Origin of the sequence: Pseudomonas sp. RtIB026 (assembly GCF_016861355.2) — a bacterium.
Taxonomy (GTDB): domain Bacteria; phylum Pseudomonadota; class Gammaproteobacteria; order Pseudomonadales; family Pseudomonadaceae; genus Aquipseudomonas; species Aquipseudomonas peradeniyensis.
Window position 1 is genome coordinate 5,316,522 of sequence record NZ_AP023348.2, and the last position, 12,454, is coordinate 5,328,975.

General features: G+C 65.3%; 9 protein-coding genes. 4 read left to right on the top strand and 5 right to left on the bottom strand.

Translation table 11 applies throughout. The features are described from left to right. The first annotated feature begins 211 nt into the window (after positions 1-211). Together plsB and PRtIB026_RS23800 are read left to right on the top strand one after the other, a co-directional pair. Complete coding sequence (gene plsB / locus PRtIB026_RS23795) at positions 212-2,701, top strand: glycerol-3-phosphate 1-O-acyltransferase PlsB (RefSeq protein ID WP_203651085.1); 2,490 nt, start codon at positions 212-214, stop codon at positions 2,699-2,701. A 65-nt stretch (positions 2,702-2,766) separates the two neighbouring features. After that, positions 2,767-3,456, top strand: a complete 690-nt coding sequence (locus PRtIB026_RS23800; protein WP_203651077.1) for a DUF4197 domain-containing protein — start codon at positions 2,767-2,769, stop codon at positions 3,454-3,456. Between the two features lie 135 nt (positions 3,457-3,591). Here the strand turns inward: PRtIB026_RS23800 and PRtIB026_RS23805 are convergent, their stop codons facing one another. Together PRtIB026_RS23805 and PRtIB026_RS23810 are read right to left on the bottom strand one after the other, a co-directional pair. Next, complete coding sequence (locus PRtIB026_RS23805) at positions 3,592-6,657, bottom strand: efflux RND transporter permease subunit (RefSeq protein WP_203651075.1); 3,066 nt, start codon at positions 6,655-6,657, stop codon at positions 3,592-3,594. A 6-nt stretch (positions 6,658-6,663) separates the two neighbouring features. Continuing rightward, positions 6,664-7,764 carry an efflux RND transporter periplasmic adaptor subunit gene (locus PRtIB026_RS23810; RefSeq protein ID WP_203651074.1) on the bottom strand — a complete coding sequence of 367 codons (1,101 nt, stop codon included), beginning with the start codon at positions 7,762-7,764 and terminating at the stop codon, positions 6,664-6,666. Between the two features lie 171 nt (positions 7,765-7,935). Here PRtIB026_RS23810 and PRtIB026_RS23815 point away from each other — a divergent pair, with 171 nt between their 5' ends. Then, positions 7,936-8,577: a TetR/AcrR family transcriptional regulator gene (locus PRtIB026_RS23815; RefSeq protein WP_084942489.1), complete on the top strand. Its 642-nt coding sequence runs from the start codon at positions 7,936-7,938 to the stop codon at positions 8,575-8,577. An 840-nt stretch (positions 8,578-9,417) separates the two neighbouring features. Here the strand turns inward: PRtIB026_RS23815 and PRtIB026_RS23820 are convergent. Beyond that, positions 9,418-10,200: a class I SAM-dependent methyltransferase gene (locus tag PRtIB026_RS23820; protein WP_203651073.1), complete on the bottom strand. Its 783-nt coding sequence runs from the start codon at positions 10,198-10,200 to the stop codon at positions 9,418-9,420. A gap of 96 nt (positions 10,201-10,296) precedes the next feature. Here PRtIB026_RS23820 and PRtIB026_RS23825 point away from each other — a divergent pair, with 96 nt between their 5' ends. Further along, positions 10,297-10,917, top strand: coding sequence for an energy transducer TonB (locus tag PRtIB026_RS23825; protein ID WP_203651072.1), 621 nt, complete (start codon positions 10,297-10,299; stop codon positions 10,915-10,917). A gap of 2 nt (positions 10,918-10,919) precedes the next feature. Here PRtIB026_RS23825 and PRtIB026_RS23830 read toward each other — a convergent pair whose 3' ends face one another. Together PRtIB026_RS23830 and PRtIB026_RS23835 are read right to left on the bottom strand one after the other, a co-directional pair. Continuing rightward, positions 10,920-11,600, bottom strand: coding sequence for an extensin family protein (locus PRtIB026_RS23830; RefSeq protein WP_420713672.1), 681 nt, complete (start codon positions 11,598-11,600; stop codon positions 10,920-10,922). Between the two features lie 15 nt (positions 11,601-11,615). Continuing rightward, on the bottom strand, positions 11,616-12,446 hold the full coding sequence (locus PRtIB026_RS23835) for an isocitrate lyase/PEP mutase family protein (RefSeq protein ID WP_203651070.1): 831 nt from the start codon (positions 12,444-12,446) through the stop codon (positions 11,616-11,618). Positions 12,447-12,454: the final 8 nt, after the last annotated feature.

The following is a 12,454-nucleotide window of genomic DNA, read 5'->3' on the forward strand; positions in this document are numbered from 1 at the left end:
TTTATTTTGAAGATCGCCTTGCTGGCGCGGGTTCACCGTCCGCGCCGACGCAGCTTGCACGAATATCCTGCAAGCGGCAGGCCGAGTATATGACAGGGAACAAAAAAAATTCATGACAGGGTCATTTTTGGCCGAATTTTGCTGAACTTACACAGATACGGCAGACTAACGGGCAGTAAAACACGAAAACTTTCACCCAGGGCCCCACCCCATGACCCGTTCCCCCCTGCGCCGCCTCATCTTCGGCGCCCTGCGTCGCGTTCTCTACCTGTGGGTGCGCTCCGAAACCATCAACCAGTCCTCGCTGACGCTCAAGCTCGACCGCAGCCGACCGGTGTTCTACGCCCTCTCCTCGCCGTCGCTCACCGATCTGGCCGTGATCGACCACGAGTGCACCAAGGCGGGGCTGCCACGTCCGGTGCTGCCGGTGGCCGTCGGCCCGCTGCAGGAGCCCGCGGCGTTCTTCTACCTGACCCCCGAGCCTGACTGGCTCGGCCGCCAGGACAAACGCGGCGCGCCACCGACGCTCGAGCGCCTGGTCGCGGCGATCAGCCAGCACGCCGAGGAAGACGCGCAGATCATTCCGGTCAGCGTTTTCTGGGGCCAGACCCCCGCCAGCGAGTCGAGCCCGTGGAAGCTGCTGTTCGCCGACAGCTGGGCCGTCACCGGCCGCCTGCGCCGCCTGCTCAGCGTACTGATCCTGGGGCGCAAGACCCGCGTGCAGTTCTCCGCGCCGATCCACCTGCGCGAGCTGGTGCAGCACAACAAGGGCCACGAACGCACTGTACGCATGGCCCAGCGCATGATGCGCGTGCATTTCCGCAACCTGAAGACCGCGGTGATCGGCCCCGACATCTCGCACCGACGCAACCTGGTCAAGGGCCTGGTGCACGACCCGCTGGTGCGCCAGGCCATCAGCGACGAGGCCGATCGCGAGAAGATCCCCTACGCCAAGGCCGAGGCCAAGGCGCTGCACTATGGCAACGAGATCGCCTCGGACTACACCTACACCGCCATCCGCTTCCTCGAAGTGGTGCTCAGCTGGTTCTGGAACAAGATCTACGACGGCATCAAGGTCAACCACATCGAGCAGGTGCAGGGCATCGCCCCCGGCCACGAGGTGATCTACGTACCCTGCCACCGCAGCCACATCGACTACCTGTTGCTGTCCTACCTGCTGTTCCGCAACGGCCTGACGCCGCCGCACATCGCCGCCGGCATCAACCTCAACATGCCGGTGATCGGCGGCCTGCTGCGCCGCGGCGGTGCCTTCTTCATGCGCCGCACGTTCAAGGGCAACCCACTGTACACCGCAGTGTTCAACGAGTACCTGCACACCCTGTTCACCAAGGGCTTCCCGGTCGAGTACTTCGTCGAGGGCGGCCGCTCGCGCACCGGGCGCATGCTGCAGCCGCGCACCGGCATGCTGGCGATCACCCTGCGCAGCTTCCTGCGCTCCTCGCGCACGCCGATCGTCTTCGTCCCGGTGTACATCGGCTACGAGCGGGTGCTCGAAGGCCGCACATACCTGGGCGAACTACGCGGCGCCAGCAAGAAGAAAGAATCGATCTTCGACATCTTCAAGGTCATCGGCGCGCTCAAGCAGCGCTTCGGCCAGGTCTACGTCAACTTCGGCGAACCGATCCGCCTCAACAGCTTCCTCGACGAACAGCAGCCCGGCTGGCGCGATCAGCCGCTCGGCCCGCAGTTCCGCCCGGACTGGCTCAACGACACCACCACCCGCCTGGGCGAGACGGTCGCCCGTCACCTGAACGAAGCCGCGGCGATCAACCCGGTCAACCTGGTGGCGCTGGCACTGCTGTCGACCAGCCGCCTGGCCCTGGACGAACGCGCCCTGACCCGCGTGCTCGACCTGTACCTGGCCCTGCTGCGCCAGGTGCCCTACTCGCCGCATACCACGCTGCCCGATGGCGACGGCAAGGCGCTGATCGACCACGTGCTGGGCATGGACCTGCTGGCCGAGCAGAAGGACGCGCTGGGGCGCATCCTCTACCTGGACGAAGCCAATGCGGTGCTGATGACCTATTACCGCAACAACGTACTGCACATCTTCGCCCTGCCGGGGCTGCTGGCGAGCTTCTTCCTCAGCAGCTCGCGCATGAGCCGCGAATTGCTGGGCCAGTACGTGCGGGCGCTGTATCCGTACCTGCAGGCCGAGCTGTTCCTGCGCTGGACGCCCGAGCAACTGGACGAGGTGATCGACCAGTGGCTGACGGCGCTGGTCGAGCAGGGGCTGCTGCGCAGGGAGCAGGACATCTACATGCGTCCAGCACCCAGCTCGCGGCAGTTCGTCCTGCTGACACTGCTGGCACGCACCATCACCCAGACCCTGCAGCGCTTCTACATGGCCACCTCGTTGCTGCTCAACAGCGGCCAGCACACACTGAGCGCCGAAGAGCTGGAGGAGCTGTGCGTGATGATGGCCCAGCGCCTGTCGATCCTGCATGGCCTGAACGCCCCGGAGTTCTTCGACAAGACCTTGTTCCGCCACTTCATCCAGACCCTGGTGCGCGAAGGCGTGCTGCAGCCGGACGACAACGGCAAGCTGGGTTACCACGACAAGCTTGCCGAGCTGGCCGAGGGCGTGGCCAAGCGGGTACTGTCGGCAGAGCTGCGTCTGTCGATTCGCCAGGTAGCCTTGCACCGCGATGAAACACCGGAACCTGTGGCGGTTGAGTGAACTGGCCCGATCCCGGTCTACCCGATACGCTGAACCTGCACCATTCTGCCCATAAGGAAATCCCCATGATCCGCTCCTCCCTGCGCTTCACCACCCTGTGCGCCGGCCTGCTGCTGTCGGCCAACGCCCTGGCCCTGTCGCTCGGCGACCTGTCCCAGAGCGACGCCTCCGGCGGCCTGAAGGACGCCCTCACCCAAGGCGCGCAGATCGCCGTCAAGCAACTGAGCACCCCCGGCGGTTTCAGCAACAACCCCGACGTGCGCATCGAGCTGCCGGGCAACCTCGGCAAGGCCGCCAAGGCCATGAAGATGTTCGGCAAGGGTGAACAGGTCGAAGCCCTGGAATCCAGCATGAACAAGGCCGCCGAGGCTGCGGTGCCACAAGCCCAGGCGATCCTGGTGGACGCGGTGAAGAAGATGACCGTGACCGATGCCAAGGGCATCCTCAGCGGCGGCCAGGATTCGGCCACCCAGTACCTGAACAAGAGCAGCCGCGAGCAGATCCGCGCCAAGTTCCTGCCGATCGTCAAGCAGGCCACCGACAAGGTCGGCCTGGCCCAGCAGTACAACAACTTCGCCGGGCAGGCCGCAGGCCTGGGCGTGGTCGACGCCAAGAGCGCCAACATCGAGAGCTACGTGACCGAGAAAGCCCTGGACGGGCTGTTCGAGATGATCGCCAAGCAGGAAGAAAGCATTCGCCAGAACCCGGCCGGTGCCGCGACCAGCCTGGCCAAGAAGGTGTTCGGCGCGCTTTGAGGGCCATGGGGGCTGCTTTGCAGCCCTTTCCGGCCGGTCCGACGCCTCGGCGAGGCCGCTCCTACAGTGGATTGCGTATCCCTGTAGGAGCGGCCTTGTGCCGCGAACGGAGGGCACAGCCCTCCCCTGCGGTTTTCAGTCCTTCCTGACCCTGAACCACGCCGCATACAACGCCGGCAGGAACAGCAGGGTCAACACCGTGGCGACGATCAAGCCGCCCATGATCGCCACCGCCATCGGCCCGTAGAACACGCTCCTCGACAGCGGAATCATCGCCAGCACCGCCGCCAATGCGGTCAGCACGATCGGCCGGAAGCGCCGCACCGTGGCCTCGATGATCGCCTGCCAACGCGCCATCCCCGCAGCGATATCCTGTTCGATCTGGTCCACCAGGATCACCGAGTTGCGCATGATCATCCCCGCCAGGGCGATGGTCCCGAGCATGGCGACGAAACCAAACGGCTGGCGGAACACCAGCAGGAACAGGGTCACGCCGATCAACCCGAGGGGCGCGGTGAGGAACACCATGAACATCCGCGAGAAACTGCGCAGCTGGATCATCAGCAGACTCAGCACCACCACGATGAACAGGGGCATGCCGGCGTTCACCGAGCGCTGGCCACGCTCGGAGTCTTCCACCGTGCCGCCCACTTCAAGCAGGTAGCCATCGGGCAGCTCATTCTTGATCTGGGCCAGGGTCGGCTGGATCTGCTTGACCAGGGTCGCCGGCTGTTCCTTGTCGTAGATGTCGGCACGCACGGTGACGGTGGGCAGGCGGTTGCGGTGCCAGATGATGCCTTCCTCGAAGCCGTATTCCAGGGTCGCCACCTGCGACAGGGCCACGCTCTGGCCGTTGTCGGTAGGTACTGCCAGGCTGCCCAGGCTGCCCAGCTCGCGGCGCTCCTCCGGGGTGCCGCGCAGGAGGATCTCGATCAGCTCGTTGTCCTCACGGTACTGGCTGACGTTGCTGCCGGTCAGCGAGCTCTGCAGGAAGCTCGACAAGTGCGCAGTGCTCACCCCCAGGGCCCGGGCGCGGTCCTGGTCGATGTCCAGGTACACCGCCTTGCTCGGCTCCTCCCAGTCCAGGTGCACGTTGACCACATGCGGGTTCTCGCGCACCTTGGCCGCCACCTCGCGGGCCAGGGCGCGGACCTTCTCGATGTGCTCGCCGGTGACGCGGAACTGCACCGGATAGCCCACGGGTGGGCCGTTCTCCAGGCGCGTGACCCGCGAGCGCAAGTCGGGGAACTGCTGGTCGAGGGTGCCGATCAGCCAGCTGCGCAGACGCTCACGGTCCTCCAGCGACTTGGCCAGCACCACGAACTGGGCAAAGCTCGCCGCCGGCAGTTGCTGGTCCAGCGGCAGGTAGAAGCGCGGCGAGCCGGTGCCGACGTAGGCGACGTAGTTGGCGATGCCATCCTGCTGCTTGAGCAGCGCCTCCAGCTGCTTGACCCGTTCGGAGGTGTTGTTCAGCGAGGCACCTTCGGCCAGTTTCAGGTCGACCATCAGCTCCGGCCGGCCGGAGGCCGGGAAGAACTGCTGGGGCACGAAGCGGAACAGCAGGATGCTGCCGACGAACGCGGCGATGGTCAGGACGATCACCGTCTTGCGACGCCGCACGCACCACTCCACCACCCGCCTGACGCGCTGGTAGAACGGCGTGGCGTACGGATCGGGGGCATGCCCGTTGGCGCCATGGCGGGCCGCGTGAAGCTTGGCCAGGTCCGGCAGCAGGCGCTCACCCAGGTAGGGCACGAACACCACCGCGGCGACCCATGAGGTCAGCAGGGCGATGGTCACCACCTGGAAGATCGAACGGGTGTACTCCCCCGTGCCGGAAGCCGCCGTGGCGATCGGCAGGAAACCGGCGGCGGTGATCAGGGTACCTGTGAGCATCGGGAATGCCGTGCTGGTCCAGGCGTAGCTCGCTGCCTTGAGCCGGTCGTAGCCCTGCTCCATCTTGATCGCCATCATCTCCACCGCGATGATCGCGTCGTCCACCAGCAGGCCCAGGGCCAGCACCAGCGCCCCCAGGGAAATCTTGTGCAGGCCGATGCCGAAGTAGTACATGGCGGCAAAGGTCATGGCCAGCACCAGCGGGATCGCCAGCGCCACCACCAGTCCGGTGCGCAGGCCCAGGGAGAAGAAGCTCACCAAGAGGACGATCGCCAGGGCCTCGATCAGCACCTGCACGAACTCGCCGACCCCGGCCTTTACCGCCGCCGGCTGGTCGGACACCTTGCGCAGCTCCATGCCCGCCGGCAGGTTTTGCGCCAGGCGGGCGAATTCGCCTTCCAAGGCCTTGCCAAGCACCAGGATGTCACCGCCGTCCTTCATCGACACCGCCAGGCCGATGGCATCCTCGCCCATGAAGCGCATGCGCGGCGCGGGCGGGTCATTGAAACCGCGCTGCACCTCGGCGACGTCGCCGATACGGAAGGTGCGGTCACCTACGCGGATGGGGAACTGGCGAATCTGCTCGACGCTGTCGAAGCGCCCGCTGACCCGCAGTTGCAGGCGCTCGCTGGGCGTCTCGAAGAAGCCTGCGGTACTCAACGCGTTCTGCTCGCGCAGCGCCTGCTGCACGGCGGCCAGCGGTATGCCCAGGGTGGCCAGTTTGACGTTGGACAGCTCGATCCAGACCTTCTCGTCCTGCAGGCCGATCAGCTCGACCTTGCCCACGTCCTTGACCCGTTGCAGCTGGATCTGGATACGGTCGGCGTAGTCCTTGAGCACCGCATAGTCGAAGCCGGCGCCGGTCAGGGCATAGATGTTGCCGAAGGTGGTGCCGAACTCGTCGTTGAAGAACGGCCCCTGCGCCTCGGGCGGCAGGGTGTGCTTGATGTCCGCGACCTTCTTGCGGATCTGGTACCACAGCTCGGGGATGTCCTTGGAATGCATCGCGTCGCGGGCCATGAAGGTGACCTGGGACTCACCGGGCCGCGAGAACGAGACGATCCGCTCGTACTCGCCGGTCTCCATCAGCTTCTTTTCGATGCGCTCGGTGACCTGGCGCGACACTTCCTCGGCGGTCGCCCCGGGCCACAGGGTGCGGATGACCATGGCCTTGAAGGTAAAGGGTGGATCCTCGCTCTGCCCCAGCTTGGTGTAGGACATGGCGCCGATCGCCGCCAGCAGGATCATCAGGAACAACACGATCTGGCGATTGCGCAGCGCCCAGGCGGAAAGGTTGAAACCCATCGGGACTTACTCCTTGGCCGCCAGGTTCACTTCACGGTTGCTGCGGTCCACAGGCCGCACCTGTTGTCCCTCGCGCAGCACATGGCCGCCCGCGGCGACCACCCAATCGCCGGCCTGCAGCCCTTCGAGCACCGGCACACTGTCGGCGCCATAGGCGCCAAGGCGCACCTGCGCGCGCTCCAGGCGGTTGTCCTTGCCGACCTTCCAGACATAGGCCTGGCCAGCCTCGGCGGTCACCGCCGAGAGCGGCACCGCCAGCGGCGAGCGTTCGGCATGGTCGATGAACACCCGGGCGCTCTGGCCGAGCTCGGCCGGCGTGTCGTTGGAGGTGAAGGCGATGCGTGCGGCAAAGGTCCGCGAACGCGGGTCCGCCGCCGGGGAAAGCTCGCGAATGCGGCCCTCGAAGCGTCGGTTCGGGTGCGACCACAGCTCCACGCTCACCGTCTGGCCGACGGCGAAGCGGGCGAACTGCTGCTCCGGCAGGCCGATGACCACTTCGCGCTCACCGTCGGCGGCGAGGGTGAACACGGTCTGCCCGGCGGCTACCACCTGGCCCACCTCGACCTGGCGCTTGGCGATCACCCCGGCCTGGGGCGCGCGCAGCACCGCGTACTCGGCCTGGTTGCCGGCCACCTCGAACTCGGCCTTGGCCTGTTTCAGGCGCGCCTGGCCGGCGCGGTAGAGGTTCTCGGCGTTATCGAACTGGGAGCGGCTGACCATCTGCCGGTCCAGCAGTTTCTGGTAGCGGTCGCGCTCGGCGCGCACCAGCGCCAGGTTGGCCTCGGCCGCCGCCAGCTGGGCGCGGTTGGCCTCCAGTTGCAGGCGTACATCCTGGGGGTCGAGCTCGGCCAGCGGCTGCTCGGCCTTGACCCGCTGCCCCTCTTCCACCAGGCGCTTGCTGACCTTGCCACCGATGCGAAACGCAAGTTCGGGCTCGAAGCGCGCGCGCACCTCGCCCGGATAGCTGTCGGCCGAGGCCTGCGCGGGTTGCGGCTGGACCACCAGCGCCGGCCGCGGCGCGGCAGGTGGCGCGGCCTCCTGGCCGCAGGCGGAAAGCAGGAGCACGGCGGCTGCCGGCAGGGCGAGGGACAACGCACGACGCAACATGATGAATGACCTTTGGCAGAGGGTGCATCGAATATTTATACTGGCGAGTATATTAAGTCAGCGAACCTTGCCGGGGAAGCGGGCGTTTCAGAGAAAACTCATATTTGCGTTGCGACGTATGCTGCAGCCGACGGCTTCACGACCCGGTAAGATGTGCCCCTTTCACACTGAATGCGGTCCCTCATGTCCAACGACGCACCCATCGGCCCAGGCCGGCCCAAGGACCTGGCCAAGCGCGAGGCCATCCTCGAAGCCGCCAAGCACCTGTTCCTCAGCCTTGGCTATGCCAACACCAGCATGGATGCGGTCGCGGCGGCGGCAGGTGTTTCAAAGCTCACCGTCTACAGCCATTTCACCGACAAGCAGACGCTGTTTGGCGCGGCGGTCATGTCCACCTGCCAGAACCAATTGCCTGACTTGATGTTCGAGTATCCGGAAGGGGTGGCGGTGGAGGATGTGCTGCTGAACATTGCCCGTGGGTTCCAGGCGCTGATCAGCAGTGACGAGGCGGTCAAGCTGAGTCGCCTGATCTTTGCCCTCGGGAGCCAGGATCCGGGGTTTGGGCAGTACTTCTACGAGGCGGGGCCGAAGCGGGTGATGGCCGGGATGGCGGCGCTGCTGCACTGTGTCGACCAGCGGGGGTTGCTGCGGATCGACAACCCGTTGCGGGCGGCGGAGCATTTCTTCTGCCTGGTGAAGGGGGCGCCGGATTATCGGTTGTTGCTGGGGTGTGCGCAGGCGCTGAGTGGGGATGAGGCTGAGGCGCATGTACGGGAGGCTGTTGGGGTTTTTGTTCGGGCTTTTCGGGGGTAGATCGGGATCGGGTTCGGGGGTGGTTGTTTTGATTTTTGCATGCTCATTCGTAGGCGATGTCGACATTTAGTCACCTTTTCGCCTTTACGGCGACCTACTTTTCTCTAGGGAAAAGTAGGCAAAACCGTTCCGCTCCGTTCATCCGGCCCCTGCGCTGCGCTCCGGGGTCCCCTCGCTCCGTTCTTGCTCCCGGGAGGACCGCGCTGAACGCCCCATCCTGGGGCGCAGCGCTTGACGGCCATCCATGGCCGTCACCTCCCTCCGCAAGAACTCCGCTCGGCCTCCTGAAGTCGCAATTGGTGGCGCCTGGACTATTGCGCGCTTAGAAGCAAGAGCAAGAGCAAGAGCAAGAGCAAGAAATTCGAAGTTGGTTGTTTGACAGTTAATTATGTATTGGCTGTTCCTGCCCTTTCGCGGGGCAAGCCCGCTCCTACAGGTTTATATATCGCGGCGACTATTGCGTGGGAGCGGGCTTGCCCCGCGATGCGATCGGGAGATCAATTAAATTTCAACTAGCGACAGCTGCGCCAGTCCAGGCGCCGCCCGTAACTTCGCGACTTCAGGAGGCCGAACGGAGGTCTTGCGGAGGGAGGTGACGGGCATGGATGCCCGTCAAGCGCTGGGGCCCAGGATGGGCCCTACAGCGCGGTCCTCCCGGGAGCAAGACCGGAGTGAGGGAACCCGGAGCGAAGCGCAGGGCCGGATGAATGGAGCGAGGATTTTTTGGTGACTTTTTGATCCTTCAAAAAGTTACCCGCCGTAAGGGCGGAAAGGTGAATAAGCGTCGACATCGCAAATGAATGCGCCTACAACTTCAAAAACAAACACCCCAACCAACAGTCAAGCCTTCAAAGCCTTCTTGGGATATATATCATACCGACTAGACTTCCCCTCCAGACTATGACTCGGCTTGGCCCCCTCGATAATAGGCGCCTTGCGCGGCCGCTTAACCACCACCCGGTGCGTGGCCAACGCCAAAGCCGCCTCGAGCAAAGCAGGCGCATCCAGGTCATCGCCGACCAAAGGCCGAAACACCCGCATTTCCTTCTTCACCAACGCACTCTTGTCCCGATGCGGAAACATCGGATCCAGGTAGATCACCTGCGGCGCCTCCCCCTCCCAAGCCCGCATCCGCTCGATGGCATTGCCCGTCAGCAACCGCATGCGCGCAACGATCGGTCCGATCTCCTCATCTCCACGCGCCCGCGCCAGACCATCCTCCAGCAACGCGGCGATCAACGGCTGGCGCTCGATCAGGGTCATCTGGCACCCCAGGCTGGCCAGCACGAACGCATCCTTGCCCAGCCCCGCAGTAGCGTCGAGCACCTGCGGCCGCACGCCCTGGGCGATGCCCACGGCCTTGGCGATCATCTGCCCGTTGCCACCCCCATACAACCGCCGGTGCGCCGCCTGCCCCTCGACGAAATCCACCCGCACCGGCCCCGGCGCCTGCGGCCCGAGCTGCTGGATCTGCAGCCCTTCGCCCCCCAGCTGCACGGCGAACTCCGCGGTTTCATCGACCAACGGCAAGCCCAGCCGCTCGGCCCATGCCTCGGCCTGTGCCTGGAACTGCGGGGCCAGTGCCTCGACCCTGATACCTGCGCCCTGCTGCTGATCTACCATCCGTTCCCGCACTCGAAATAAATTAATGAAACCCCGGCCAGAGCCGATACAGGCAATATCCCGCTATTCTGCCAGAGCTCAACGTCCGCGACTGCCATGTCAGACACTCTTCCCATCGGCTTGACCTACTTGTCGCCCGTCGGCAACTACGGTCGACAGAATACCCAGGCACTGGGTGGCGTCAGCCACCTGTGGCAGGATTTCTTCGCCCAGGCCATGGCAGAGCAATCGCAAGGCGAAGTCGACACCTTCAGCCAGGCGCTGATGCAGTGCGACCAGGACAGCGGCGAACCGGTCGGCGGCGCCCGCGCCCTGGCCCTGATCGATGCCCAGCGCACCCTGCCTGTTCACGACACCGAAGTGGCTCCGCCTGAGCCGCTGTTCCTGCCCAAGGCAGAACTGGAAGCCAAGCTGCTGCCGCCCGCCCCCGAGCCCTTCGACACCGTCGAACTGATCGAGCAACAGCGCCAGCTCGATATCAGCAACAGCTGGCTGCGCCCTGTGGTCATGAGCCAGGGCCACCCCACCGCCGAGCCCGGCCCCGGCCCATCGCCACGGCCGCTGTTCCTGCCGATCGCCGAGTTCGAGACCAACCTGCTCGACCCTGCGCCCGAACCCTTCGACGAACAGACGCTGGCCAAGCAGCAGAACGACCTGGAGTTCGATATCCACTGGGCGCGCCCGGTGGTGCTGAACAACGTGCGCGTACACGCCTGAGTTCAACGGCAGATCTGCCAGAAACCCATGTCCAGGTGAAAGTGGTTGTGGTGCGCGGCGTTGTAGTTCGGCCCCAAAGCCGTGCTGAAGCTCTCGCAGGCCGCCGCCTGAACTTGCCGCAGGAAGTCAGCCTTGGGGCCCTCTCCCCGCCAGTCCTGCGCCAGTACGATGCGCTGGCCATCCTTCAGGCGAAAACCGCTGATATCCAGCGCATTGGCCGTGGCATGCTGGCTGAGCCGGCCTTGCTTGCGGTGGTAGACATTGCGGCAGGCGAAACTGCCCAGATGATCGACCTGGACCACCGGCTGACCGAACACCCGCTGCGCCGCCGGCTGCAATCCATGCGCTTCGAACAGCGCATAGGCCACCGCCAGCGGACAACTGGCGAGGAAACTGCTGCTCAAGCGCGCCTGCCCACCTTCAACCCGCCAGACGTTGCGCAACGGGCAAGCGGCCTGCGGCGGGCTGTCACTCTGCGGTCGATACCGCAGCGGGGTGGTCTGCAACGCCTGGCGGCATAGCTCGGGATCGTCGCGCAGGCGCGACAGCTTGTAGGGCGTCAGCAGATTCGGAGGATGCCGCACATCCAGGGCAGCCCAGGGATTCCAGGCATCCGGTAGACGCCAGCCCGACAACCAGGCGAGCAGCACAACCAGCAACAGGCCGCCCAGCAGGGTGAACATTCTGCGCATGCGACCTCAGCGACGGAACAGATCGTTGAGCTGGGCGAAAGGCAGGGCCTGCTCGCCATAGCCGAAGGTGCCCTGCCCGCGGATCTCCAGCGCAGCCCGCTGGAAAGCGCCCAACGCCGCCCGCGCCAGCGAGGAGCCGACACTGATGCGCTTCACCCCCAGGTCCTGCAACTGGTTCACACTCAAGGGCACGCCTGCCATGCCCATCAACACATTCACAGGCCTGGGGGCCACGGCCTGCACCACCGCGCGGATCTCATCGACACTGCGCAGACCCGGCGCGTACAACACGTCCGCTCCGGCTTCGGCATAAGCCTGCAACCGGCGGATGGTGTCGTCCAGGTCGAGGCGCCCGTGCAGCAGGTTCTCGGCGCGGGCACAGAGGGTGAAGGGGAAGGCCAGGCTGCGGGCTGCCGTAACGGCGGCACGCACCCGTGCCACGGAGTGTTCGAAATCGTAGATCGGCGCATCGTTGCGACCGCTGGCATCCTCGATCGAACCACCCACCAGCCCCGCCTCGGCAGCGCGCAGGATAGTCTGCGCGCAGTCTTCCGGCAGATCGCCGAAGCCGTTTTCCAGGTCCGCCGCCACCGGCAACGGCGTGGCATCGACGATGGCGCGGGCATTGGCGAGGGTCTCCTCGAGCGTCAGCGCGCCTTCGGCATCCGGCCGTCCGAGGCTGAACGCCAACCCGGCACTGGTGGTGGCCAGCGCTTCGAAACCCAGGCTGGCCAGCAACCGTGCGGAGCCGCCATCCCACGGGTTGGGAATGACGAACGCGCCATCACGCTCATGCAGTGCCTTGAAGGCTTCGGCTCGCAGGGTTTGCACATCCATGGTTCAAC